At 50.8% G+C, this 24,477-nt stretch carries 23 protein-coding genes and 1 pseudogene; 11 read left to right on the forward strand and 13 right to left on the reverse strand.

All coding sequences use genetic code 11. From position 1 onward, the window contains the following. Window positions 1-131: 131 nt before the first annotated feature. The 4 genes from WCY20_RS00425 to WCY20_RS00440 form a co-directional block, all read right to left on the reverse strand. Window positions 132-1,673 (reverse strand): outer membrane protein transport protein, encoded by a 1,542-nt coding sequence (locus tag WCY20_RS00425; protein ID WP_345976192.1) that lies wholly within the window; start codon window positions 1,671-1,673, stop codon window positions 132-134. Window positions 1,674-1,785: 112 nt separating this feature from the next. Further along, window positions 1,786-4,128 (reverse strand): hypothetical protein, encoded by a 2,343-nt coding sequence (locus WCY20_RS00430; RefSeq protein ID WP_345976194.1) that lies wholly within the window; start codon window positions 4,126-4,128, stop codon window positions 1,786-1,788. A 350-nt stretch (window positions 4,129-4,478) separates the two neighbouring features. Continuing rightward, on the reverse strand, window positions 4,479-6,122 hold the full coding sequence (dnaG, locus tag WCY20_RS00435; protein WP_345976195.1) for a DNA primase: 1,644 nt from the start codon (window positions 6,120-6,122) through the stop codon (window positions 4,479-4,481). Window positions 6,123-6,147: 25 nt separating this feature from the next. After that, window positions 6,148-6,642 (reverse strand): transcriptional repressor, encoded by a 495-nt coding sequence (locus WCY20_RS00440; RefSeq protein ID WP_345978285.1) that lies wholly within the window; start codon window positions 6,640-6,642, stop codon window positions 6,148-6,150. 223 nt (window positions 6,643-6,865) lie between these two features. Between WCY20_RS00440 and WCY20_RS00445 the strand changes: the two genes are divergently transcribed. From WCY20_RS00445 to WCY20_RS00475, 7 genes are all read left to right on the forward strand, one after another. Beyond that, complete coding sequence (locus WCY20_RS00445) at window positions 6,866-7,369, forward strand: ferritin-like domain-containing protein (protein ID WP_345976197.1); 504 nt, start codon at window positions 6,866-6,868, stop codon at window positions 7,367-7,369. A gap of 389 nt (window positions 7,370-7,758) precedes the next feature. Further along, window positions 7,759-8,631, forward strand: a complete 873-nt coding sequence (locus WCY20_RS00450) for a rhodanese-like domain-containing protein (RefSeq protein ID WP_345976198.1) — start codon at window positions 7,759-7,761, stop codon at window positions 8,629-8,631. 387 nt (window positions 8,632-9,018) lie between these two features. Then, a complete protein-coding gene (rpsU, locus tag WCY20_RS00455; RefSeq protein WP_345976200.1) occupies window positions 9,019-9,231 on the forward strand; it encodes a 30S ribosomal protein S21 in 213 nt (70 codons plus the stop codon). Window positions 9,232-9,274: 43 nt separating this feature from the next. Further along, window positions 9,275-9,673 carry a response regulator gene (locus tag WCY20_RS00460; protein WP_345976202.1) on the forward strand — a complete coding sequence of 133 codons (399 nt, stop codon included), beginning with the start codon at window positions 9,275-9,277 and terminating at the stop codon, window positions 9,671-9,673. A gap of 124 nt (window positions 9,674-9,797) precedes the next feature. After that, window positions 9,798-10,964, forward strand: a complete 1,167-nt coding sequence (gene purT / locus WCY20_RS00465; RefSeq protein ID WP_345976203.1) for a formate-dependent phosphoribosylglycinamide formyltransferase — start codon at window positions 9,798-9,800, stop codon at window positions 10,962-10,964. A gap of 4 nt (window positions 10,965-10,968) precedes the next feature. Further along, window positions 10,969-11,892: a D-2-hydroxyacid dehydrogenase gene (locus WCY20_RS00470; RefSeq protein WP_345976205.1), complete on the forward strand. Its 924-nt coding sequence runs from the start codon at window positions 10,969-10,971 to the stop codon at window positions 11,890-11,892. Further along, entirely contained in the window at window positions 11,892-12,308 is a 417-nt protein-coding gene (locus tag WCY20_RS00475; protein WP_345976206.1) for a DedA family protein, read from the forward strand. The genes WCY20_RS00470 and WCY20_RS00475 overlap by 1 nt, the downstream gene beginning before the upstream one ends. Window positions 12,309-12,406: 98 nt before the next feature. Here WCY20_RS00475 and WCY20_RS00480 read toward each other — a convergent pair whose 3' ends face one another. From WCY20_RS00480 to WCY20_RS00515, 8 genes and pseudogenes are all read right to left on the reverse strand, one after another. Next, window positions 12,407-13,015 carry a nucleotidyltransferase family protein gene (locus tag WCY20_RS00480; protein ID WP_345976208.1) on the reverse strand — a complete coding sequence of 203 codons (609 nt, stop codon included), beginning with the start codon at window positions 13,013-13,015 and terminating at the stop codon, window positions 12,407-12,409. Then, window positions 13,012-14,115 carry an XdhC family protein gene (locus WCY20_RS00485; RefSeq protein WP_345976210.1) on the reverse strand — a complete coding sequence of 368 codons (1,104 nt, stop codon included), beginning with the start codon at window positions 14,113-14,115 and terminating at the stop codon, window positions 13,012-13,014. Before WCY20_RS00485 ends, WCY20_RS00480 begins: the two co-directional genes overlap by 4 nt. A gap of 6 nt (window positions 14,116-14,121) precedes the next feature. Next, window positions 14,122-14,340, reverse strand: coding sequence for a hypothetical protein (locus tag WCY20_RS00490; RefSeq protein ID WP_345976212.1), 219 nt, complete (start codon window positions 14,338-14,340; stop codon window positions 14,122-14,124). Between the two features lie 2 nt (window positions 14,341-14,342). Continuing rightward, the gene (locus tag WCY20_RS00495) at window positions 14,343-15,353 is read right to left on the reverse strand and encodes an FAD binding domain-containing protein (protein ID WP_345976213.1); all 1,011 of its coding nucleotides are present in this window, start codon (window positions 15,351-15,353) and stop codon (window positions 14,343-14,345) included. Between the two features lie 24 nt (window positions 15,354-15,377). Further along, the gene (locus WCY20_RS00500) at window positions 15,378-17,723 is read right to left on the reverse strand and encodes a xanthine dehydrogenase family protein molybdopterin-binding subunit (protein ID WP_345976215.1); all 2,346 of its coding nucleotides are present in this window, start codon (window positions 17,721-17,723) and stop codon (window positions 15,378-15,380) included. A 2-nt stretch (window positions 17,724-17,725) separates the two neighbouring features. Then, on the reverse strand, window positions 17,726-18,286 hold the full coding sequence (locus WCY20_RS00505; protein ID WP_345976217.1) for a (2Fe-2S)-binding protein: 561 nt from the start codon (window positions 18,284-18,286) through the stop codon (window positions 17,726-17,728). 369 nt (window positions 18,287-18,655) lie between these two features. Continuing rightward, window positions 18,656-19,021 (reverse strand): annotated as a pseudogene (locus WCY20_RS00510) (thioredoxin domain-containing protein); the annotation flags it as partial. Between the two features lie 17 nt (window positions 19,022-19,038). Then, window positions 19,039-19,947, reverse strand: coding sequence for an AEC family transporter (locus WCY20_RS00515; RefSeq protein ID WP_345976219.1), 909 nt, complete (start codon window positions 19,945-19,947; stop codon window positions 19,039-19,041). Between the two features lie 90 nt (window positions 19,948-20,037). Here WCY20_RS00515 and WCY20_RS00520 point away from each other — a divergent pair, with 90 nt between their 5' ends. Both WCY20_RS00520 and WCY20_RS00525 read left to right on the forward strand, forming a co-directional pair. Continuing rightward, a complete protein-coding gene (locus WCY20_RS00520) occupies window positions 20,038-21,708 on the forward strand; it encodes an FAD-dependent oxidoreductase (RefSeq protein ID WP_345976221.1) in 1,671 nt (556 codons plus the stop codon). A 17-nt stretch (window positions 21,709-21,725) separates the two neighbouring features. Beyond that, on the forward strand, window positions 21,726-22,451 hold the full coding sequence (locus WCY20_RS00525; RefSeq protein WP_345976223.1) for a 2Fe-2S iron-sulfur cluster-binding protein: 726 nt from the start codon (window positions 21,726-21,728) through the stop codon (window positions 22,449-22,451). Window positions 22,452-22,904: 453 nt separating this feature from the next. Here the strand turns inward: WCY20_RS00525 and WCY20_RS00530 are convergent, their stop codons facing one another. After that, window positions 22,905-23,093, reverse strand: a complete 189-nt coding sequence (locus tag WCY20_RS00530; RefSeq protein WP_345976224.1) for a hypothetical protein — start codon at window positions 23,091-23,093, stop codon at window positions 22,905-22,907. A 138-nt stretch (window positions 23,094-23,231) separates the two neighbouring features. Between WCY20_RS00530 and WCY20_RS00535 the strand changes: the two genes are divergently transcribed. Both WCY20_RS00535 and WCY20_RS00540 read left to right on the forward strand, forming a co-directional pair. Continuing rightward, complete coding sequence (locus WCY20_RS00535; RefSeq protein WP_345976226.1) at window positions 23,232-23,729, forward strand: YajQ family cyclic di-GMP-binding protein; 498 nt, start codon at window positions 23,232-23,234, stop codon at window positions 23,727-23,729. A 56-nt stretch (window positions 23,730-23,785) separates the two neighbouring features. After that, window positions 23,786-24,430, forward strand: a complete 645-nt coding sequence (locus tag WCY20_RS00540) for a DNA-binding protein (RefSeq protein ID WP_345976228.1) — start codon at window positions 23,786-23,788, stop codon at window positions 24,428-24,430. Window positions 24,431-24,477: the final 47 nt, after the last annotated feature.

A 24,477-nucleotide genomic window follows, 5' to 3' on the forward strand; every position in this document is an offset into this window, starting at 1 on the left:
AGGATGATTTGGATGATTTTTTTACCAATATGGGAAAAACGAAACACCCTGTTTTCCCTAAGATTTCACGCTATTTCCCGGTGTGATAATAAATATTTTTTCACACTATGTTACGGGTTGGCTCAATCCGCTCAAAAACGGTAGTTGATCCCCATGGAGAGGGTCATCTGTTCCATTTTTGTCGAGTATTCGTAGTTCATATCAACAGGCGATGTTGGTATCAGGCCATCGGTAAGGGCATTGGTCGCACCAGGTACAAGAGAACCGGATCGGCTCACCTCTGTTTCAGGCGAATACATAAAGGCACCGTCGATCGTGAGGTTCTCTGAAAAGTCGTAACCGGCCCCCAGCGTGAAGTGGGTTGTCGCGATTGCAGGAAAACCGACCATGTTTAACATGGAGACAGCCTGGTCAAAAACATAGGTGCCCTGCATATCTGTCAGAAGCGAGCCCATTTCGCCGGAGACATTTTTGAGAGGGGAGTCGGCATAGTTGTAGCCGCCTCGGAAACGGAACTGCTTGTTGGGGCGGAACTCAAAACCGAGGGCATAAACACTCTGGTTCTCCCAGCCGAAATCTTTGTACCCTTCCGCAAGCCCCCAGGCGATATAGCGGTAATCACCCGTCACGGTCACCTTGTCGGTCAGTTCATAGCCGAAACCGATTGCTACTTCCCAGGGCTGTTCCAGCACAAGGTCATCAAGGTTTTTTGGATTGGTCGCTTTCAGTGAATCGGAGATCAGACCTACCGGCATCAGCTGGCCGACCGTATTGGCGGCATCGGTACTCATACCGCTGTCGATCAGGGCCTGGATCATCGCGTCGGTGTTCTCTGTTGAACTTTCGGTGAAGCCCGTTGCACCCTGCGCTTTAAGATAGTCGTTGGCCATCAACACCATGCCGTGCGGTCCGAACTGTTTAAAGTTGGCGACATCTTTGTATGTGTATTTCATTGCGGATTGGTAGGTGGTGCCGATACGGAGCTTCTCGCTTACTTTGATGTCCATGCCCGCCTGCCAGCCGAGCGCCGGTACCAGGTCGGACCCGCCGATATTGGTGCCGAATAGCCCTTCTCGGGTCGATTGAAGCGGTTTGCCGTCTGCGCCGACGTTGGATTGGTCTTCATCATAGTTGATCGACATGGAACCCAGTCCGAGAACCGGGGCGAAACCGAAGGTGGTGTTGCCGGTGCGGTAGGAGATCCCCGGGATGATCTTCATCAGCATCATCCCTGTCTTCATCTGGCGTTGGGCCAATTCGTCTTTATAGTCAACACCCAGTCCGGCGACACCGAACATCGAAGCGCCCCATGACCACGTATCGTCGATCTTGCTGACATAAGAGACGGCCGGGATGAAATTGGTGTCAAGATGGTTTTGGCTTGTTGCCGTGACGGGCCCGTCATAGCTTGGTGTGGTGTTGAGCACCATCTGGTCATAGACAGTCGAGGTGACAGTTGCATTGAAGTAGGTGACATCAAGGTGCAGTTCGCTCTCCTTGACATCGGCGATCAGGGCGACGTTTTTGTTCATAGCATCGGAACCGCTGGAGAAAAAGGCGACACCGGTGCCGCCCATGGAACGTGATACCGTTCCGGTACCGATCATGTTGACCCCGTTGGTCGCGAGAAGAGAAGATGCCGCACAGCTGATGAGGAGCAGTTGTTTTATCATGTATATAACCTAGTATTAAAATTATTGATTTAGTACTTCTAAAAGTAGTAAAACAAGGATTCTGTCCGGCTGGTTACAGGGGGTTAACACCCGAAAGGGGCGTTAAGGGTAACTACTCAGCTGCGACCGTTAAGGCCGCATTTGTCGAGTCGATACCGATCGCGTTAAGGGCGTTTTCACCCAGTGTGCTTAGGTAGGCAAGTACCGCCGCCGTATCTTCCGGTGTGACCACGCGGATCTTGTAGACGAAGAGGCCTTCAAGTGTCATTCCGGTTGCATCAACGGCAATGATAGAGTCGGAACTCATCTCGATTTGCGATGCCTCGATGTTATCTTTGATCGGTGCAAGCGCAAGATTGAACTCGACATCGTTGAGAAGGTCACCATTGCTCGAGACCATGTAGATGTCCATATAGCCGCTATCAAAGTTGATCGTATAATCGGCATAATCTGTCGTGTTATAGTTATCCGGCAGTGTCAGCCAGTCGATAGCGAGCATCCAGCTAGGGATATAGAGGTTATCCGCACTCGGATAGAAGTAGTTTCGGATAAGCTCATTGTCGCTCAGATCGGCCAGCCAGCCTGCATTGACGAAACTGTTGTAGTAGGCGACGGCACCATCGGTTGCTGCCGTATAAACAAAATTCCAGGTCAGATCAGCAAATTGCGGCAATACAAAATCCTCTTCCGCATCTGTCATCGTGTAGCTTGTATTGCCCTCACTGCTCTGGACATTGACGAGGTCTTCACGGATCGCAAGTTCGACCAGCCCATGGAAACCGTAGACAATATCATTGTCAACCCCTATAGGATTGGTGATCTCAGTCTGATATGTAAGTGTGCCGTTGCTGTCACGGCCGTCAAGTACCGTATGATAAGCGACATCAGCCTGCACTCCGAGTTCATCAAACACGGAACTTTCCGAATCCATAAGTGCCGCAGCAATGTCGGAAATACTAAAGTTACTGTAGCCTTGAATAAAGAGATCTAAAATGTCGTCAAACCAGTCCGATCCTATCAGACCCAGACCGGCAGAGCGTGCAGGTGCCTGGCTGGTGCCACTCGTTGTCGATGTACCGGTTGCACCGTCCCAGTAGGCCCGTGCGCCTTCGAGCGCGGAGTCCCATACATTGATGCCGTAAAATGCAGCATATTCAAAACCGGCATCGACAAAGGCTTTTGCGTAAGTGAAGTATCGGTCAGATGGAATCAGACCTGCAAAACCGACCAGAGACGTTGTATAAGAACCAAATCCGTAGGCTCTTGACGTTTCGCTGCCGAAGATCCCTTCATACATGGCCCCGCCTATAGAGATGATGTTGAGATAGCCTTGATAGGTATCGGCTTCCCCTTCGGCTTTGGCCCCCAGAAAGATGTTGTCCATAAACATGGTACGGGTCTCGACGGAGAGCTGATCCATCGCATCGACGAAAGATTCTGTGGATGTCGGCGTTTTGAACATCGCGTAGAAGAGCTGCTCGTTGATCAATTCGTTCCCGTCACCATGATGTTCAAATGTTTTTGCCGTGCTGTTGTAGTCGACGTTCTCGCCTGTGCTGAGCATTAGTGAAGCAAAGGCGTTGGTGTTGCCGTATTTTGTAGCGACACCGTCGGCGGGATTGATAAAGAAGTCAACGGCGTAACGATCCATCAGTTCACCCATATATCCTGTAGTCGAGTGAATTACCGGTTTCTCGTAGCTGCCGATGTTGTCTTCATCGTTTGATAGAAGCATCGCGTCCGTCAGACAGCCGTACAAATTGGCATCGACATTGGCAAAAAAGAAGCGACCCATATCCGGTCTGCCGTCAATACCGTCTTTCTCATAGGCAAGCGCTGCAAACTTTTCACCGAACTCTTTATTGGTCTGAAGCATCGGGCACATTTTTTTGGTCAGATCCCAGTTGGCACCGATGGCATCGATCATGATCTGGGACATGGTATCTGAGTTACGGGCCATGTCAATCATAAAGATGGTAACGCCTTCGGAATTCAGGACGACATCAAAGGCTGCGCCGGAGATGGCATTGCCGACGCTCGTGTCCATAAGGTTGACCAACCCGTCTTTGACGCTGTCAAGAACAGGCCCCCGGCCGGGTGCACCACTGGCAGTATTGTCACTGCTTTGCGTCATTGTTTGTGCCAGTGCGGTATAAGCATCCTTTCTGGTATTGAAGCCATTATCTGTGATCAGCTTGTCGATATATTCTTTTACACCCTCATCGTTTGCGTCCAACGCTGCAACTTTCATAGATAGTTGGACTTCAATATCGGTTTGATCTGCATCTCCGCTGGCAATGGCACCTGTAAAGAAACTTGAAGAAGCGTTGTATAGCTCCAGGCTTGATGTTTTTTCCGGACTGGTCTCTACCGGTGTTTCTTCCGTGGTGCCACATCCCTGAAGCAGCAGACCTGCTAAAAGAATCGATCCTGCGTACTGTTTCCAATTGTTCATCTGTATCCTTGGCTCTTCAAAGCAAAATAATCCCCTGTTATGACTTGCATAAAGTTGTAGAATTATTTGTTTTTGTGATTTTTAAAACTGCTCAAACTATAAAATTTATTTATTTTATGCGAGCTGAAAAAGTGTGATGTAGTTGTGATTTTTTTCAAGATTTTTTCATTTTCATATATAAAAAAAGTTAATAAAGCCCATCTTCAGGGGGCTACGGCAATTTAAACGAAAAGTCATATATAAAACCAAAATGTGTAGTAATGTAACAAGAATGTGATAAATTGGTTTAAATCATGTTACGGGGAGTATAAAAAGGTCTCTTTAGCTTAAGCGGATTTGGTCGGATGATCTTAGGAGGTGACGAGTTGACCCCGTTTCAGCATGGTGATCTTACCTCTGATCTCACGTATCAGGAAGGATTTTTTTTCAAAAGAGTCGTGTTGTTGGGTCAGGACTTTTTTGAGTTTTCGGTTGTAGTGCTGGGTCAAAAAGGTAACGAGTTCATTGTGCAGAGACTGCTCATCCGAATAGCTTGGAATCGACTCGTTAAGCGAGATTGCCATCAGCTGCGGGTCGTCAAACTTCCGTTGAAGAACAAGGGAGAACTCATGGCCATGGAACTGGAGCATATCGGCCGAGATGTAGTCGAGTATCTGGTCGCCGAGTGCCGGATGCTCCATCATGCTCTTGATGAGGCTGAGTTCCCAGACATCATAGGCTGTCGGCATCAGGGGCGCTCTCTGCGGTGTGTTGTGTTGTTGCGTCAGGCGGATAAGCGAGGGGCTGATAGCGAGTTTGGCCGCGAGAAAACCTTTGTACTCCTCCTGCAGCAGCGGTGACAGTGTTTTAAGATAGCCGATACTTTCATGCAGGGCCTGCTCTTTAGCTTTAGGGTTGCGAAGATCAAAGCCTGCGAGGGTCTCTTCGAGTACGAATTCGATGAAAGGTTTAGGGGCGTGAAAGATCGCATTTAGCGTATCGATCTGTCCGGCATGGACCATGTCGGCAGGATCCTGACCCCCTTCAAAAATAACCACACCCCCGTCAAAACCGCCTGCACTGAGAAGTTTTGAGGCTTTTAAAGCAGCGGCACGGCCGGCACTGTCGCCATCATAGGCCATAATGATACGGGGGTCGCCTTTCCGCAAAAGCGGCAGGTGCTCAGGGGTAAGGGCTGTTCCCAATGTTGCGACGGCCTGGTTGAAACCGGCCTGGTGCAGCATCACGACATCGAGGTATCCTTCGGTGATGATAATCTCGCGCTTCTTGTATATCGCCTGCTTGGCAAGATCGTAGGCGTAGAGCAGGCGCGATTTGTTAAAAAGAGCCGTCTGCGGCGAGTTGACATATTTGGCCTGATGCCCGGTGATCGTACGCCCGCCGAAACCGACGATGGCACCGTTGGGTACATGAATGGGAAAGATGATACGTTCGATGAACCGGGCATATTCGCGGCCGCCTTCGCTGCCTGCCACGCCGAGATCGACCGCTTCGCGCATACTGAACTGATTGGTTTTGATGAACTGGATGGTCTTGAACGAGTCGGGTGCGTAACCGATGCCAAATTTTTCGATCGAAGCCATAGAGACCCCGCGTTCGTTCAGATAGGCCTGTGCCGTAGGCATGGTGTTCAAAAGGCTCTGATACCACTGACTGAGTTTCTCCATCAGCTGGGACCGCGGTTTTTGTGCCTGTTTATTGTCAGTGTAGTGCAGGGTGTAGTTGTTCTGCTCTGCCAGCTTTTCGATCGCTTCGGGGTAGTTTAGTTTTTCATATTCCATCACAAATTTGATGGCATCACCGCCGGCGCCGCAGCCGAAACAGTGATAGATCTGTTTTTGCGGGGAGATGACAAAGCTCGGACTTTTCTCATCATGGAAAGGGCAGATCGCCTTGAAATTGGTACCGGCTTTTTTGACCTCGATGTAGTTGCTGATAACGTCGAGGATGTCGAGGCGGCTTTTCAGCCCTTCGATGGAGTCTTGGGAAATCATAAACGTATTTTAACGCAGATCGTCTTTAGAAGAGGGGACTGCAGGGAATCTTTTTAGCTACTGCGGAAGGATCTTTCTGACAGGCCTCGCAGAGCCCGTAAAAGCTGACGGCCTTGCAGTTAATCTTATAATGGTTTTCCTCTTCGAGCCGGGTGATCACATCATCAAGGTTGATCGTTTTGTCTTCGATCTTGCCGCACTGTTCACAGATTAGGTGAACATGCGGTGCCTTGCGTATCTCGTACTTATGTTTTTGGCCGGGAAGCGTTACCTCTGTCAGGATACCTTTTTGGCTCAGCTCGTTCAGGTTGCGATAGAGGGTGCCGAGTGCTAGTGTCGGAAAGTGCTTTTGTAAAGAAGCAAACAGCATCTCAACGTCGATATGACCATGTTTATGAATCTCTTCGAGGATCGCCAAACGTTGCAGCGTTGCTTTTAAGCCATGTTCCTGAAGCAGTGTTTTAAAAGACGTCAGAACCTCTCCTTTCCTTTTTTCGATGGTGTTTCCAAGTGTGCAAATGCTGTTCTATGCTCTAAAATTTAGGCATACGACAAAAACTTGATAACTCTACAATCAAATTTTAGCGCAGGTGAGTTAAATCATAAAATCTAATTTTACAGGTAAAGCTTCACACAATGATTCCAGGCAGGGAGATATTAATAGATAAGTGTCATTCTTGTTTAAGATTGAAAGGCCTATAATGAATAAATGATAAAAATTCTTAAGTAGAAAAGGGGCGATTATGGCACGTAAAGGTATTTCTATATTAAAAGGAATTGAAGCAACGAAGGTTATTGAGCTGCTGAACAGGGCTTACTGCGATGAGTGGCTGGCCTATTATCAGTACTACATCGAGGCGAAAGTGATCAAAGGGATCATGAAAGATGCCGCGATCGTTGAGTTGAACCAACATGCTGCTGATGAGCTTCGTCATGCCGGCCTGCTTGCGAACCGGATCCTGCAGCTTGGCGGAACACCGGTGTTGGACCCCAAAGCGTGGTATGAACACGCTAATTGCGGCTACGAAGCACCGGAAAACTTTGACGTGCAGAACATTCTTGAGCAGGCAATAAGAGGAGAACAGTGTGCTATCAAGGTCTACTCGGAGCTAACGGAGATAACGGAGGGCAAAGATATCGTGACCTATGACATCATCTCCGGCATCCTGGCCGACGAGGTGGAGCATGAGGAGGACCTTCAGGCACTGTATGACGATATCCATGACTTTATCGGACAGTTTAAATAAAATAAAGAATAAGGGAGAAAACCCAATTATCGGCATTGAGGGACTGGTCCGACAAAGCGAAAGCGTGAAACGCATTTTCACTATGTAATGAAAGTACCCGGTCCCGCGCTCTTCGACCAATATAGTTCTGGAAGGCTCTTTTTTATTACAACTTAGTGAAAACACGCATGTCCATTCCTATTGCACGGTGAAAACAAAGAAAAAAATTTGCTTGCAAACTAATAAATAAGAATTATTCTTATTTAAGAACAAAGAACATACAATGCTGGAGAAGAATAGTTGCTATCTGTTGAGAGAAAAATCCACTTCATTGATCAAGTGAAGGATGCAGGGTATACACGACCCGGAAAACTGTGACTATAATTCTAGCATGACGAAAAAGGAAAGATATGAGAAAAGTTTTATTATTGATGGTAACGGCACTGTCACTTTTTGCGGTGGAACCAGTGGTAACGGGAGCGTGGCTGAAGGGACATCTTAATGACAAGGATGTGGTTGTTGTGGATGTAACGAAAAAAGAGAGTTACGACAGCGGTCATATTCCGACAGCAATGCAGTCGGGCATTGAGCTGTGGCGTCAGGGTGTCGACAAGCATGCCGAGGTGCGGAGTATCGAAGCACTGCAGGCAGAGATGCGCCGATTGGGGATCAACAATGACACCAGAGTCGTCGTCTATTCCCATCATCTCAACAATAAAGATATGTTGAGAGCTACCTACGTCATCTGGGCGATGGCTTACGCCGGTCATCCGAACACGGCACTGCTGGATGGCGGTATATACGCTTATAAAGCAGCCGGAGGAGCGCTTACAACAAAAACAGAAGCCAACCGCAAAGGCAATTTCACTGCGGACAAGAACGCCAAGATGATCGCAACGATGGCGGAGGTGAAGGCATCTCTGCATAAGGTGCCGATGGTGGATTCTCGCCCGGCGGTCTTCTATTTCGGTGCCCAGAAACAGCCGGTGCTGAAACGTCCTGGGCACATTAGCGGGGCAAAAAGCTTTTTCTGGCGTTACAATGTGACGAACGAGAACCGCATCAAGCCGACAGCGGAACTTTCTGAAATGATCGAAAAAGGGTTGGGACTTAAAAAGAACGATCCGCTTATTATCTACTGCACCGGCGGTCTGGAAGCCTCGATGAACTATTTTGTCTACCACCGGTTGCTCGGGTTTGAAAAGGCGAAGCTTTATGACGGTTCAATGAAAGAGTGGGGCAACCGTGACGACACGCCGATGACGCGCTACCGTTGGGAGTAATGCGTTATACAGGCGGTATGATATGCAGCTGCTCCGCCTCGTAGGAGGACGCAGAGTCATCGTAGCGAAGGGGAACTGGGTCTGCCCCCTCGGGTATGTTCGCCGCAGTGTCTTTCCATAATAAAAAGAGCGGTAGAACTGCTCGCGGGCACTCCGCCGAGGAGGACGCAGAGTCATCGCAACGGAGGGGAACTGGGTCTGCCCCCTCGGGTATGTTCGCCGCAGTGTCTTTCCATAATAAAAAGAGCGGTAGAACTGCTCGCGGGCACTCCGCCGAGGAGGACGCAGAGTCATCGCAACGGAGGGGAACTTGTTCGCCGCAGTGTCTTTTAATAAATAGTATGATATACTTCCCGTCCAAATTTTAAAAGAAAGTAGGTGATGTGAATGCCTGGTATTACACTACGCTCAGACGATAACTTTGACGCAGCATACCGCCGTTTCAAAAAGCAAACTGACCGTAACTTGGTTGTTACCGAAGCGCGCGCTCGCCGTTTCCACGAAACAGCGACTGAGAAACGTAAAAAGGATAAGATCAGTGCTCGTAAAAAGATGCTTAAACGTCTTTTCATGATGCGCCGATACGAATCACGCCTCTAAGAGAATGCCTTCGGGCTTCTCTTGACCTCATAAAGTCTCTCTTATGATACTTCCAAAAAAAATACTTTTTATTGATGATGACAATCTTCAAACCGAAACCCGTGCGCAATTACTGATGGATACCCGTCATCATGTGGTCGTAGTGGTCGATTCGTTTGATGAGGTGAAAATACTCTATCAGGAAGATAAATTCGATATCGTCATCATCGATTTTGCCCGTGACTTCGGTATGAAAAGCCTGGAGTATATAGACAGTATCGACCCTATGCAAAAAATGATCACGATCTCGGAAAATGAAGAGTACAGCGAATCTAAAGGGTGTGATTACTGTGTAAAATACCATCAACGCCGCCGTTTGAAGCCTCCCTTTCCCTTTCCTGAACTTGTGCGTCTGATCGAGAATTTCGAGATCACTAGCTGCAAGTATAGAAACAGTTTGTAAGCGCAATACCGGTACTAATCCGAAAACACCTTCCAATACTTTTTTCTACGCTTTTATATCCATCCCCTGTAAGTGATACTTTGCTAAAATAGCGCTACTACAATAAAAAGCGAGGGAAGTCGGGATGTTATTTTCAGCACCACTCAAAAGTAATTCAAAACGTGTCATGTTATTAGGTTCAGGTGAGCTTGGAAAAGAGGTCGCTATAGAAGCGCAGCGTCTTGGACTTGAGGTGATCGCAGTCGATCGTTATGAAGGCGCTCCCGCCCACTCTGTCGCGCACCGTGCCCATGTGGTGAACATGCAGGATGAAGAGGCGATCCTGGAGATCATTCGCCATGAGAAACCCGACTACATCCTGCCGGAGATCGAAGCGATCAGCATTGATGCTTTATTTAAAGCAGAGGCCGAAGGGTTCAACGTCATCCCTAATGCCAATGCCGTCTCAAAAACGATGAACCGCAAAAACATCCGTACTTTCGCTGCTGAAGAGCTGGGCCTTAAAACAGGGCCGTACCGTTTTGTGACGACTCTGGAGGGGATGCGTCAGGCGGGTGAAGAGCTGGGCTATCCCTGTGTGGTCAAACCGGTGATGAGCTCATCGGGACACGGGCAGTCTGTCATGCGATCGGCGGATGATCTTGAAAACTCATGGGAGATGGCAAAAGAGGCGCGCGGCGATGCCAGTGAACTGATCGTCGAGGCCTTTGTCAATTTTGACTATGAGATCACGATGCTGACGGCACGCAACGGCAAAGAGACGGTCTTCTGCGAACCGATCGGCCATGAACAGCGCGACGGCGACTATGTCTTCTCCTGGCAGCCGATGCGTATGAGCGAGGTGGCAAAACGCAAAGCTCAGGAGATCGCAAAAAATATTACCGACGGTCTTGGCGGACAGGGGCTTTTCGGTGTTGAACTCTTTGTAGAAGGCGATGAGGTCTACTTTTCGGAAGTAAGCCCGCGTCCGCACGATACCGGGATGGTCACCCTCATCACACAGTCACAGAGCGAATTTGCCCTTCATCTTCGGGCGGTACTCGGTCTGCCGCTCGGCTTTACCTTCTACGGGGAAGGGGCATCGGCTGCATTCAAATCGGAGAACCATTCGTATGCACCTGTCATAGAAGTGGATGACGCCCTCTTTACTAACAACTCGTTTGTTCGTGTTTTCGGCAAACCGGAAGCGCATAAAGGGCGTCGTCTGGCGGTGGCTTTAGTCCTGGACAAAGTCGAAGATGCATTGGATCAGTCGCGTAAACTGATTACTAAAATCAGTGATATAAAGTAGTCGGATGAAGATAGTCATTTTAGATGCAGCTACTTTCGGTGAGACAGACCTTAGCGGATTTGATGATCTTGGTGAGGTCGTAATCTACCAAACGACCACAGCGGATGAGACGCTTGAACGTGCCAAAGATGCGGATGTCATAGTGACTAACAAAGTTGTTATCGACGCTGCGATCATGGAAGCATCGACTCATCTGAAGTTGATTTGTATCGCTGCTACCGGGATGAACAATGTCGATCTTGAGTATGCTGAAAAAAACGAGATTGCAGTTAAAAATGTAGCGGGCTACTCGACCGACTCGGTGGTTCAGCACACCTTCTCGATGCTTTTCTACCTGATGGGGCATTCGCGCTATTACGATGAGTATGTCAAGTCGGGCGAGTGGCAGAAAAGCCCGGTCTTTACCCATGTTGCAAAACCTTTTGCTGAAGTAAAAGGTAAAAAATGGGGGATTATCGGACTCGGCGAGATCGGGCGCGGTGTCGCGGATATCGCGAAGGCGTTCGGCGCCGAGGTCTACTACTACTCCACCTCTGGCAAGAATACAAACAGCGCCTATGAGCAGATCAGTTTTACCAAACTGCTTGAGACCTGCGACATTGTGACTATCCATGCCCCGTTGAACGCGCAGACAAAAGACTTGATCGGCCACTCGGAACTCTTGATGCTCAAAGACGGGGCGATCCTGCTCAACCTCGGTCGCGGCGGCATTGTGAGTGAAAGGGCGTTGAGTGCGATCATCGACGTCAAAGAGATCTATGTCGGGCTGGATGTGCTTGAAAAAGAGCCGATGACGATACCGCATCCGTTGATGGACATCGAGCATAAGGAGCGTCTCTACATCACCCCGCATATTGCCTGGACCTCCGCGGAAGCACGTAAAAAGCTCATCGCTTCCGTCATCGAGAACATCCGCTCGGTTTTTTAATGCCCGAGATCTACGGCCCGTTAGGGCTTTTTCTTGCCTCTTTCTTCGCGGCAACAATCCTCCCTTTCAGTTCCGAAGTCACTTTTGCCCTCGCTTTGAACGACGGTATGGCCGTGAGTGCGGCCATGCTTGCCGCCTCCTCGGGAAATGTATTGGCCATCGTACTCAATTACGGTCTTGGCAGATGGCTGCGCGAGGCGACAAGTGCCCGTCTGCAGCGTTCAAAAAGCGGCGCGAAAGCGCTTGCATTCGGGGAACGTTACGGTGCGTGGGCACTGCTGTTGACTCCCTTCCCCATTATCGGTGACCCTGTTACGCTGGCAGCGGGTCTGCTGCGTATCCATTGGCTACTTTTTCTGCTGATCGCCGGGTCGCTTCGCATTCTGCGTTATTGGATGATAGTACAGGCATTTTAAAGATAGCAAGCAGTATTTTCCTCGGCCCGATACAGAGACAAAAAGCTGCGGGAAGGCGGCGGCAAGAATGAGATCTTGGCCCTGGTTTTGCTTTCGGGTTAAGATTTGTTCTCAAAGGGGGGAAGCGTTTGCAGACGTTCGAAATCCGCCTGTGTATCAATGTCGAATGCCCCTTCGGGAAAGGGGATACGCTTTAGATCCGCACTGTGGCGTTTCAAAAGCAGCTTGGCGCCGCGGTCCGCAGGCAGATTTTCCAGCGCTTCGAAATAAGCAGCGGCGAAGAGTGCGGGAACCCCGACAGAATCGGCATATGCACTGGCGACAAGATTCTTTCCCTCTTTAAATGTACCGATAATGGTGTTGAGCAAGGCGGTCGTAACGGCTGGCTGATCAATCAGCAGGAAAAGAGCGGCATCATAGGTATGCGGATCAGTTTTAAGGGCCTGTATCCCGGATCGGATGGAACTTCCCATCCCTGCGTGCCAAAAGGGGTTAGCAACAATCGTGACATCAAGCCCATCAAGCTCTGTCCTGACCGCATCTTCCTGTGCACCGGTAACGACGAAAACATGACTGCACTGCGATGCAAGGGCTGTTTCGGCCGTTTTTCTGACAAAACTCACGCCATTAATTCTGAGTAACTGTTTGGAACGCCCCATACGGCTTGAGCTGCCGGCTGCAAGGATGATGGCTGCAATCTTCTTCATAGTGCATGCTCATGTATCGGTCTGTCTTGCTTCCTAAGGGATTTGCCACTGCGACCGTTCAATACGGCTTGGACCTCGCAGATGAAAGAGAGGGCGATCTCTTCGGGACTTTCCGCGCCGACATCGAATCCGGCCGGTCCGTAGAGACGGCTGAGCGCATTTGTTGAGGGCGTGTACCCATTGTTATGAACTTCTTCCAAAAGCTTGTCCAGACGGCGTTTGGGACCTATAACACCTATGTAACGGGCTGCGGACGGGAGTAAAAACTGCAACAGTTCGCAATCGTGATTAAAGTTGTGCGTCATCAGAAGAACCGCTGTCGTCTCATCGGGTACTACTTCTTTGGCGGCCTGTTCGGGGATCCATTCTTCGATACTGCTTGCTTCATGAAAGTGGTCTGTCAGACTACAGCCCGCTCCGATGATCTCGACAGACCAGCCGAGTTCCGACGCAATGCGGACGACGGGAACCGCATCAGTACCTGCGCCGAAGATGACGAGGCGTATGGGCGGTGTGATGCACTCCAGAAGAATCTCTGTTGAATTCATGCAAAGCATGCGGCTTTTTCCATCAGCCAGTATGCGGTCGCTCTCTGCGTGCAGAGATGCAGGCGGTGCCCACCTTTTTGTCATCTCGGCCGATCCTCCGGCGCATCGCATCCACCGCGCGCCCAAAAAAGAGACATCGTTTTGTGCCGTTCGGACAACAGTCGCTAACACGCCGCGGCAGCGTTGCTCTATGCAGGCGGCAATGAACTGCAGAGGACCAGGATTACTGCTGCCGACACGTTCCAGCAGTACATCAACGGTACCGGCACTGCCCGCTCCGAGGCTCCAGATCAAGTCAGTCTCAGAGCACTTTTCGTAATGAAGTCGTTGTGGTATGCCGGATACGCGGACGTTGTGCGCTTCTTCAAGGAGCGCAGACTCCAAGCACCCGCCGATAAGACCTACTATAGTGTTGTCGGGCAAAATCAGGGCCCTTGCTCCCGGACGGCGGTAGGTGGAACCCGAGGTCTGAACGACAGAGGCAAGCACCCCGTATTCTCCTGAACGTACAAGTTGATCAAAGGCGACAAGTATGTTACGTATCTCTTTCATCGTTTCTCATTTCGCCTGTTTGGGGGCCGTGGCAGACCCTGCTCGTCTGCATAATGACGGGTCAACCAGCCCGTTATCGGGACCGGCGTCTTCGGTTGATTTTATGCACCTGTAGACCGAGTCGGCGTCACCGATCAGATGCCACCGGCTTCGGCCGCCCTCCAACGGCCCGTAGGGGCCTTTTGCACTCAAAAACCGGCACAGTCCTGTATCGCTATTATCCATGATCAAAGACATCCCAAAACGGCGCGTTTGACAATGGCTTTAAAGATAGGGATTTTGTACGCATTTTTTGACAAGGCCATGGCGCCTTGCATAGAGGCTTCACCCGCTGCGACAGCTGTCTCTTCATTGATCAGCCGTCCGGTCAGTGCATGCGAAGCGGCTTCGGCTTTCAGGGGTATGGGGGCGGCAGCGCCCAATACTACCGTGGCATTTTTACAGCTGGTTCCGGAGAGCTCTAGAACGACGGCTACATCCGCTAATGGCCAGTCATGAGACTCCCTGGCACCCTGATAGATGTAGCAGCTTCGTGTATTGGCGGTGACGGGCGGAATGATCACTGCGGTGATCAGCTCGTCGGCTTTAAGAATAGATTCCCTGCTGACATCATCCTCCGGTAACACGAAAAATTTATCCATCGGTACCTCTTTTTTACGGCCTTTGGCGCCGGTGATTTCGATCCGTGCATCAAAGGCCATTAATGCAGTCGCCACCGATGAAGCGTGCACGCTGACGCAGAGCCCGTTTTCCATAATCGCGTGGTATTCATTTTCGCCGTGCCTGGCAAAGCAGCTGTTTCCGCCTTTTCTCAGGCATTGGTGATCAATGGATCGAAAATACCAGCAACGGGTTCTTTGGGCCAGGTTACCGCCCAGGCTTGCCATATTTCTTATCTGGGGCGTAGCTGCATGAGCAACAGCTTGCTTAAAGGCGAGATAATTCTCTTTGACAACAGGTTCTGACGCTATTTGCGACAGTGTGGCATTGGCGCCTATTCTCAGTCCTGTTTTTCTGTCATAGGAGATACGGTCAAGTCCCGAAATAGTTCTGATGTTGACAATCTTCTGAGGTGTTAGCAACCCCTCTTTCATCAAGTCAAGCAGATCGGTCCCCCCGCATTTGAAAATAGCAGTATTTTCGGAAGACCCGGGTTGGAGGGCTTCCGATGCAGTAGTGTTAACCTGTTTCAACGCGTCTTCGACGGTTTTGGCATCGTACCAGCTAAATTTGTTCATGTTGATCGACTCCCTGTCCTGTGCTTATATTTTGTTCAAGGCTTTCAGCACTTTGTCCGGTGTTATAGGTAACTCGTAGATGCGTACGCCGATGGCATTATAGACCGCATTGGCAATGGCCGGTGCCGTTGCGATGATCGGAGGCTCCCCGATCCCCACGGCATCGGTAGAGGTGGCTGCATCGTAGCTTTCGATGAGGATGATTTCTATTTCGGGAATCTCCATTGAAAAGGGGAGTTGATACTGGTGCAGGTTGGTGTTCATCTGGTGGCCTGTTGCGGCGTCCATGACCCGGTTCTCGTAGAGTGCGTAGGAGACCCCCTGAATCACGGCGCCTTCAATCTGGCTTTCGATCTGGGCAATGTTGATCGGCCTTCCGCAGCTGTTTGCCGTGACGATCCTCTCAACGTTGACGATCCCCGTTTCGGTGTCCACGCTCACTTCGGCAAACTGAACGGAACCGAGATCTTCGCTGACGGGTTTTCCCTCGTAATTCTCTGAACGGGTTGCTGTCGCACCAATCTGGGTGTTTTTCATCATTCTGAGCGCTTCTTGAAAAGCGATTTTCTTCGAAGGTTCTTTTTTGGAGAAGATACGGCCCTCCGCCGCTGCGAGCTCAGAGGCCTCCGTACCCAGGGTGTTGGCGACCTGCTCGAAGAGTTGGCGTTTCACTTTATAGGCCGCGTTCCTCGCCGCCGGGGTGATGGAACCGGTGACCTTGCTCCCCTCGGAAGTCGGGCCGTCTGGGAAGAGGGTGTCGCCGATGCGCACGGTGATCTCTTCAGGCTGCAGCCCCAGCTCTTCAGCCACGACCTGGGCGAGGACCGTCTTGGTGCCGGTACCGATGTCCTGGACGCCCGAGCGGACTTCGATCCCGCCATCTTTGAAAAGCAGCACTTCGACGGTCGAATCCAAGTTGAGCATTTTCGGCCATGTCGCCTGGGCCATACCGAGCCCTTTTTTTACTGTCCCGGAACTGGCACCGGCCACTTTTCTTCTTGACCAGCCGAACTTCTCGGCGCCGCGAAGGCGTTCGAGGCGTCTGATCTCGCTCCTGTCGCACCGGTCTCGTAGCACGAGAGGGTCGAGTCCCAGTCTTTCGGCCAGTTCGTCCATCAGCTGCTCTACGGGAAAAGCCCCCTGTACATTGCCGGGGGCCCTGAAGGGCTTGGCGGGGCCGGCATTGGTCAAAACTGTGTAGTGTTCGGAGTAGAAATTGGCGCAGGGGTAGAGGCTTCTGGCGACGTTTCCCACCCCGGCGCTGCGACCGACCCCGGCGGTACCGCGCGAATGGAGTTCGACGGCGGTCAGGGTTCCGTCTTTTCTTGCCCCGATCTTCAAGCGCTGAATGGAGTTCGAGCGGTTGCCGGCAGAGAGGAACTCCTCTTTGCGGTCGAGCATCAGAGAGACCGGCCGACCCGATTTTTTGGAAAGATACCCGGCCATCACGGCAGTACGTCCCAGCTGCTGTTTTGAGCCGAACCCGCCGCCCATGAATTCGCAGATGACCCGCACCCTGTTAGCGGGGAGGCCGAACGTTCGTGCGAAGCCGTCGCGGACGTTTTTTGTGCTCTGGGTCGAGGCGTAGACCGTGACGCCGTCGTCTCGGTAGTCGACGACGACGCCGTGGGTCTCGAGACAGCAGTGGTGCTGTACCTGCGTTTTGTAGGTCCGCTCGACGACGAGATCCGCATCGGCAAATCCTCTTTTTACGTCGCCTTTTTGTTTGCCGTACCAGGGACCGTAGCGGTTGCCGTTGATTTTCACCCCTCTGTCACTAAATTTCTCTTCGACGTTGATATGAAAGGCGACGGGGGCGCTCTTTTTCTGTGCTTCCTCAAGATCGACGACAAAGGGAAGCTTCTGATACTCTACCCTGATCAGTTTCACGGCTTCCTCGGCGATCTGCAGGCTCTGTGCTGCCACGCCTGCGATCGGCTGGCCGGCGAATGTGATCTCCGGGAACTCTCCCTGCCCCCTATCGTCCTTGGAATCGGTCATGCCGAAGAGATGGACGGCAGCGACGCCGGGATGGCGTGCCGCGGCAGTCGTGTCGACGGATATAACCTTTGCATGCGGATGGTGAGAGCAGAGCATCTTGCCAAAAAGCATCCCCGGCAGACGGATATCGGAGGTGTATTTGGCACTACCGGTCACCTTGGCATGGGCATCGAGCCGTTTCACGCTTTTTCCGACGACACTGAGCTCGTCGTTGATCGGCCATGCCGGCGGCTCTTCCTGAGGTGCCTCCCGCTCTACCTGCGTCAGGCTGTGACCGGGTATGCCGTGAGGCATCGTGATGCGCTTCATCCCGATTCCGACTGCTCTCTTGAGTTTTTCCAGGGCCCTTTCGACACGTTGCATATCCATTTTCACTTCCTTTTCTGCTTGTCGGCCACTTCCAGAACAGCCTTGAAGATATGGGGGTGGGTACCGCAGCGGCAGAGGTTTCCGCTGATGGCTCTTTTAACCTCTTCGAAGGTAGGATGCGGATTCGTCTGTAACAGATGCGCACAGCTCATCAGCATCCCGGGCGTGCAGAAGCCGCACTGGGACGCATCATGGTCGATAAAGGCCTGCTGCAGGGGATGCAATTCACCGTTACTGGCAAGGCTTTCGATGGTGCTTACATCTCTGCCAACGGCGTCAAGGGCCGATATCATGCAGGAATTTACCGGCACTCCGTCAAGCAGTACGGTGCAGGACGAACAGGACCCGCGGTTGCAGGCGACTTTGGTCCCGGTAAGGTGGAGGTGGTCTCTGAGGGTATCTGCGAGGGTTTCACGAGGTTCAACGGAGACCTCTTTGAGAACGCCGTTTATTGTTAGTTGTATGGGGACTGCTTCGGGTCCGATGGCATTATCTTTTTCACTTGCCGAAGAGGCTTCGGAGCCAAATGCATTGACGCCTGCCATCACGGTACCCGCGGTCATTAAGCCGGCACCCTTGAGGCTTTTTAAAAAACTGCGCCGGCTAATTTTTCTTTGCTCCTTATATTCGAATTCTTTAGGTGGTCGTTTTTGCGGGTTCGGATTGTCTTTTTTCATTTTTGAATACCTCCTCTCTAAGCAATCACTAGAATAACCTATCCGTTCGCTTTTGTTCGGTCTTTGGGATCACTTTTTGGATGGTTGTGAAAGACTGAGAGTGTAGAGACTCATTCCTTCATAATTATTAAGTTTACTCCAAAGTGAAGGTACTGTCAAGCGAAATGGCATTGACGTTATAGAAAAAAAGGACCATGCGAAGAGGAAAAAGTACCGTAAAATAGGGAAGTGATAAAGTTGAGTGAAAACATTGTATCAGTTTCCGAAAAGTCGGGAGAAGAACCCTTTTCCCTGCGCCTTTTTGATCATCCTGATGTAGCGGTCGACTGAGGCTGAGCCAAGTTCATAATCCTTGACCATCTTGTCTTTGGCGCCGATACTTACACAAAACGGCACGCTCTGGATCTGGTACTTTTGCGCCAGCTTCGGATTCTGCGTCACATCGACCTTGGCGATGACGGCCTCTTCATTGAAATAGTTGTCCAGGTGGGGCAGATTGGCAAGTACCTCCTGGCAAGGCCCGCACATCGGCGAGTAAAAATCGATAAAGATTGCTTTATCGCTGTTTTCGACCAGCGCGCTGTAGCTCTCATCATGCAATTCGATAACCATACTGCTCCTTTTTTCTTTCCTGTTTCTTAGATGTAGTCCAGAACTTTAACAAAAACAAAGACAATACCCAAAAAAAGGAGGGAGGTGATAAAGACCTGCACCGTCGTATCGCGCGGGCGGCAGTTGTAGAGTGATGCCAGGTTGACGTTGGCAACGGCCAGCGGCATGATCAGCTCCATAAAGAGAACCCCCTCGATCATCTCGTCAAGCTCCACAAAACGGAGCACGCCGTAGGTGATCACCGGCAGCAGCAGAAACTTGATAAGGTTGATCCAGCCGGTAAGCATCAAATTGATCTCGCGGATCTTCACTCCGTAAAGGTAGATACCGAAGAGGACCAGCTGCATCGTCATAGAGGCATAGGCACCCATCATCAGGGTGTTTGAGACGACGGCACCGGGGGTGTAACCGGCAAGGTTGAGCGCAATGGCGGCCATGGCCGCCCAGAGGATAGGGAGCTTGACGATGTTAAGCAGCGACTTTCTGACATCGAAGGTTCCCCTTGAGTAGAAGTAGACCCCGACGGTGTAGACAAAGAAGACATTGACAAGGTTGATCACCGTCGTATAGGGGATGGACTCCTCTCCGAAGATAGCGATACCGAGAGGGATACCGAGGTTGCCCGTGTTGCCGATAAGCGCGGCGACGGTGGCGATGGAACGCTCTTTTGGGTCCTTGAAAAGGGACCGCACCAAGGGCAGCATCAGCATCAGGACAACGGCAATAATGAACAGGTAGAGCAGCGGTGCATAAAGAAAGGTGGTATCGATGGGACGCTTCAGAAGACCCCAGAGGGTGAGGAAGATCTGTAAAAAATAGACGGAGAGCAGCGTAAGCGTCCGTTCATCTATCTTCTCTTTGAAGCTTCTCTTCGCGACAAAGCCGACGGCGATAAAAAGGTAGATGCCGAGAACGGAAAAAAATACAGATGTCATAATCGTATTATAGCCTACTGCCGTCGAATTGGAACGGTGAATGCATAACTAAAAATCTTAGAGAAGGCTTTGTTCTGAGGGCGAGTGTCATTGCCTAACAACGAATTCGCTAAAATACACGCAACACAATTGGAAGGGCAGATGATGGTTGATGTTTTAGTAATCGGCAGCGGCGGTGCCGGTATGGTCGCAGCGCTTAGTGCGAAAGAGGCAGGGGCCACGGTTGCCATTTTGGGCAAGAGTTATCCGACCCGCTCACAGACCTCGATGGCACAGGGCGGTATCAATGCCGCGATCGGTGAAGAGGACAGTATTGAACAGCATATCGCCGATACGCTCAAATCTTCCCAGGGGCTTGCCTCCGAAGCGGCCGTGGAGAAGCTTTGCCGTGACGGCGTCGAGGCGGTAAGATGGCTGGACAGTATCGGTGTGCCTTTTTCGCGTACAGAGGAGAAAAAGATTGCGCAGCGCCGTTTAGGCGGTGCCTCGGCAGTGCGTGCCTGTTATGCCCAGGACTACACCGGATTGAAGGTACTGCATTCGCTCTATGATACCTGTGTCAAAGAGGGCATTACCTTCTACAACGAGTACTTTTTGCTCAACCTTATCCGTCAGACGGACGAGAAGGGCAAGGTAACCGTGGGCGGGGCAACGGCGCTGAACATCAAAACGGGCGAGGTCGAAGCGTTCAAAGCGAAGACGGTCATTATGGCGACAGGCGGGTACAGCCGTATCTACCAAAAACACTCGACCAACGCCACGGGCTCTACCGGCGACGGGTTGGCGGCAGCGATCCGGGCGGGTGCCAAACTCAGCGACATGGAGTTTGTCCAGTTCCACCCGACCGGCCTTAAAAACTCATCGATACTGATCTCGGAATCGGCCCGCGGTGCAGGCGGCTATCTGCTCAATGCGAAGGGTGAGCGTTTTACCGACGAACTGCAGCCCCGTGATGCCCTCTCGCGTGCTATTGCCGAAGAGATCGAAAAGAGCGGGGAGGTCTTTTTGGACATTCGCCACCTGGGCGAAGCCTTCATCGACCATGAGCTGCCGCAGGAGCGCAAACTGGCCAAACTCTACGAGAATGTCGACCCGGTGCATGAACTGGTCCCGATCAAACCGGTTGCCCACTACACAATGGGCGGCATCGCAGTGGATGCCGACTCACAAACAGCGGTTAGCGGTCTGTTTGCTGCCGGCGAATGTGCCAACCACAACGTCCACGGGGCAAACCGTCTGGGCGGCAACTCGCTTCTTGAGCTGATCGTCTTCGGCCGTCAGGCGGGAGAGAATGCGGCGAAGACGGCAGCCGCTATAGAAGCAGTTATCGAGGATCCCGAGCAGCTGAAAAAAGATCAGAACTTTGTTCAGGGAGTAAAATACTTCACCAACCAGATCGATTTCTATGAGAAACGCTACTTCATCGGCAATATCTTCTATAACAATGCCGGTATCAAACGTAACGACATGGGGTTGAAAGCCGTTCTCGGAGCGATTCGTCAGATACAGAAAGAGCTTCCGTTCATGGGGCCTAAAGACAAGTCTAAAAGCTATAACACCAACCTGGTCGAGTTTATCGAGTTCGGCAATATGGTCGAGCTGGCCGAGATCATGGTCGTCGGCGCGATTAGCCGCAATGAGAGCCGCGGGGCGCACTACCGTGAAGATATTCCCGATCGTAACGACACCGTTTACGGTGCCCACACCATCTCATGGCGTGAAGACGGCGTTCTCTGCGTCGATTTTCTAAATAAGTTTTAACAGGGCAAGGATACGAGATGAAAATAGAGATTAAACGCTATATTGACGAGGGCGAGGTTCACGAAGAGAGGCTCGGTTATGAGGTGGATCTGGAGGGGGCGACGCTTCTGGAGATGCTGACGGAGATCAAGACGAAGCAGGATGCGACATTGAGCTTTGCCTCGGGATGCCGTTCCTCGGTCTGCGGTTCGTGCGCGATGCGCGTGAACGGCAAAGAGGTGTTGGCCTGCGCCTACAAACCGCAGGAGGGCGACGTCGTCGAACCGCTTAAAAACATGCCTGTTATCCGTGACCTTGTCGTGGACATGCAGAAGGCGCTTGACTTTACGAAAGTCGCCAAGGCCTGGGCGGGCGAGAGTGACGCGGCAGTCGCCTTGTCAGAAGAGGACGCCGCAGTCAACGAACTGCAGAGCGACTGTATCCTGTGCGGATCCTGCTACAGCGCCTGCCCGGTCTACGAGGTCAACGGCGAGTTCATCGGCCCCTTCGCCCTGACAAGAAGCTGGCGCTATGTGAGCGACAAACGCGAGAGCGATGTCGCAGGCAAGATCGAAGCGGTACAGACCAACGGCATCTGGGACTGCACCCTTTGCGGTGAGTGCGTGCCGGTCTGCCCGCAGGGGATCGCGCCGAAATCCGACATCGACATGCTTCGCAACAAGAGCGGCATTTTGGGGTACATGGATCCTAAGTTTGTCGGCGGCTTCGGCGGCGGGCTTGATTTCGGAGCACCGAGTTTTTAAGATCTGAAACTGTTGTTATTGTTGGCGGAACTGATAACTTTTGTCGCATACACTCTTACTTTTTTACGCCGCAAAAAAAGTAAGCAAAAAAGCTCTCTCAACGGCTTCGAGGTCGGCTGGCTGCCGACTACCTTCCTTTCATTATACTGCCGCGCTGATGCTAACGCATAACAGCTTGGCGCGTCGGCTAAAAAATGCAAAGCAGTTTGCCTTTTTCTTTACGCCTTTGGCTCTAAAAATCCCTAACTCGCTGACGCTCAGACAGAGTGATTTTCTTAACGAGAAAAAGAGAGTTCCAGTCAGCTCTGCAGATGTTTCGAAAAGAGCCAAGCGGTGACGCATCTTTTTGAGTCTAAAAGCTTTCGCATTTCAATTCGGCTATGCCTCTTTGTATTAAGCAACAGACTGACATCCAATTACTATATTTTCAATAAAGTTTGTGCTCCTTTTTTGTCATGACATTAATTCCGGCAGAAGTGACGGAACGCCAACTGTTGAAAATTGAAAGTTCGAGTAGTAACGGTAGCCGTCAGGTTCTTGCTCTTCTTCTTTTTCGTTAGTTTTTCTTCTTGAGCTAGCAAGAAGAAAAAGTGACATCACTACTATCAAATTCAATTTAAAACAGCTTACATTATCATTCAATGTCAAAATTCCTTCACACTATCAGCCCAAACAAATCATAAAACCCGCTGTTGCTTCATCCTTAAGCAACCCAATCAAAAAAACTCAGTTTGCTTTTGTTATACTCGGTTAGTATATTCATTTTATAAGCGAGAAACAATGGCAAAAGAACATTCAGTAGATATTTCCGCCAAGATCGACATGCAGGATTTTAAAGATGCGATCCTTCAGGCAACGCGCGAAGTGGGGAACCGTTTTGACTTTAAAGGGATCACCTGCGAGATCGACTACAATGAAAAAGCGAAAACCCTGACCTTAACAACGTCGAGTGATAACAAACTCGAAGCGCTCCAGGATATCGTGATAGGCCGTCTGCTCAAACACAACCTCAGTTCCAAGGTCCTTGATGAGGCGAAAGTCGAAGACAGCAGCGGAGGAAACCGCCGTATCGTCTACAAGATCGTTGATTACATCGAGTCCAAAGAGGCGAAAAAGATCGTCGCCGAGATCAAAAAGATGAAGATCAAGGGGAGCGCTGTTTTGGAGGGGGACCATATCCGTGTTAAATCAAAACAGATCGATGAGCTTCAAAAAGTGATCAGAGAGATACGCGCGATGGAGTGGGACGCGCCGTTAGTCTTTGAAAACATGCGATAAACAATCATAAAAGTCGATGTGTCCGGACGCATCACTGTTAAAACCCAGGAGTGAAGATGAGCAAAATGACCGTAGCCGAAGCTGCCGAACACTACAAGGTCTCAAAAGAGGCGATCCACAACCGCATCCGCCGCGGGACGCTTGACTGCGTTATTGAACACGGTATCAAGTATGTAGTCATGGACGATGCAAAAAATCCCCCGGCGCAAAACAGTGCCGGAAATGACAAATATTACAGCTATATCGAGCAGGAGAACAGCGCGCTAAAAGCAAAGATCGCAGAGTTGGAGGGTGAAACACGCTCCCTGCGTGAGCAGCGTGAGCAGATGCTGATCGCGGAAAAAGAGAAGATCGAGCAGATCTATAAAGAGCGCGATGCCCAGCTGAAAAATGTATTGCAGGTGGTGGCTTCGAAATTCCTGACCCATCAAAACATGGATACGGTGATCGAAGAGGCGGTCGCGTCGGATGAAGTTCTGTATGATGATCCTGCTGAGGATGTCATCGATGTCCTCGATGAAGAGCACGATCTTGTCTCTTTGAAACAGTTCCTGAAACTGAAGATGTTCTCCAAGAAAAAACGCGAGAAAATAGCGGCACGTTTTGAAAAACATGCCGAAGGCGACGCCCGTATTATCGTCTCTGACAATAAGTTCTATCTCAAACCGAACCACTTCGACTACAGTGATCTGATCCGATAAATAGTATTGGAAGTTATTGGCAACAGATAGTTGCCGATAACATAGAC

Source organism: Sulfurimonas sp. HSL3-7 (genome assembly GCF_039645985.1).
In the GTDB taxonomy this organism is placed as follows: domain Bacteria; phylum Campylobacterota; class Campylobacteria; order Campylobacterales; family Sulfurimonadaceae; genus Sulfonitrofixus; species Sulfonitrofixus jiaomeiensis.

Coding starts and splice junctions, on each gene's coding strand:
- WCY20_RS00425 (WP_345976192.1), bottom strand. CDS start 1,673: ATGATAAAACAACTGCTCCTCATCAGCTGTGCGGCATCTTCTCTTCTC.
- WCY20_RS00450 (WP_345976198.1), top strand. CDS start 7,759: ATGAGAAAAGTTTTATTATTGATGGTAACGGCACTGTCACTTTTTGCG.
- WCY20_RS00475 (WP_345976206.1), top strand. CDS start 11,892: ATGCCCGAGATCTACGGCCCGTTAGGGCTTTTTCTTGCCTCTTTCTTC.
- WCY20_RS00460 (WP_345976202.1), top strand. CDS start 9,275: ATGATACTTCCAAAAAAAATACTTTTTATTGATGATGACAATCTTCAA.
- WCY20_RS00480 (WP_345976208.1), bottom strand. CDS start 13,015: ATGAAGAAGATTGCAGCCATCATCCTTGCAGCCGGCAGCTCAAGCCGT.
- WCY20_RS00485 (WP_345976210.1), bottom strand. CDS start 14,115: ATGAAAGAGATACGTAACATACTTGTCGCCTTTGATCAACTTGTACGT.
- WCY20_RS00495 (WP_345976213.1), bottom strand. CDS start 15,353: ATGAACAAATTTAGCTGGTACGATGCCAAAACCGTCGAAGACGCGTTG.
- WCY20_RS00445 (WP_345976197.1), top strand. CDS start 6,866: ATGGCACGTAAAGGTATTTCTATATTAAAAGGAATTGAAGCAACGAAG.
- WCY20_RS00540 (WP_345976228.1), top strand. CDS start 23,786: ATGAGCAAAATGACCGTAGCCGAAGCTGCCGAACACTACAAGGTCTCA.
- WCY20_RS00505 (WP_345976217.1), bottom strand. CDS start 18,286: ATGACCGCGGGTACCGTGATGGCAGGCGTCAATGCATTTGGCTCCGAA.
- rpsU (WP_345976200.1), top strand. CDS start 9,019: ATGCCTGGTATTACACTACGCTCAGACGATAACTTTGACGCAGCATAC.
- WCY20_RS00430 (WP_345976194.1), bottom strand. CDS start 4,128: ATGAACAATTGGAAACAGTACGCAGGATCGATTCTTTTAGCAGGTCTG.
- dnaG (WP_345976195.1), bottom strand. CDS start 6,122: ATGATTTCCCAAGACTCCATCGAAGGGCTGAAAAGCCGCCTCGACATC.
- WCY20_RS00535 (WP_345976226.1), top strand. CDS start 23,232: ATGGCAAAAGAACATTCAGTAGATATTTCCGCCAAGATCGACATGCAG.
- purT (WP_345976203.1), top strand. CDS start 9,798: ATGTTATTTTCAGCACCACTCAAAAGTAATTCAAAACGTGTCATGTTA.
- WCY20_RS00500 (WP_345976215.1), bottom strand. CDS start 17,723: ATGGATATGCAACGTGTCGAAAGGGCCCTGGAAAAACTCAAGAGAGCA.
- WCY20_RS00525 (WP_345976223.1), top strand. CDS start 21,726: ATGAAAATAGAGATTAAACGCTATATTGACGAGGGCGAGGTTCACGAA.
- WCY20_RS00515 (WP_345976219.1), bottom strand. CDS start 19,947: ATGACATCTGTATTTTTTTCCGTTCTCGGCATCTACCTTTTTATCGCC.
- WCY20_RS00490 (WP_345976212.1), bottom strand. CDS start 14,340: ATGGATAATAGCGATACAGGACTGTGCCGGTTTTTGAGTGCAAAAGGC.
- WCY20_RS00470 (WP_345976205.1), top strand. CDS start 10,969: ATGAAGATAGTCATTTTAGATGCAGCTACTTTCGGTGAGACAGACCTT.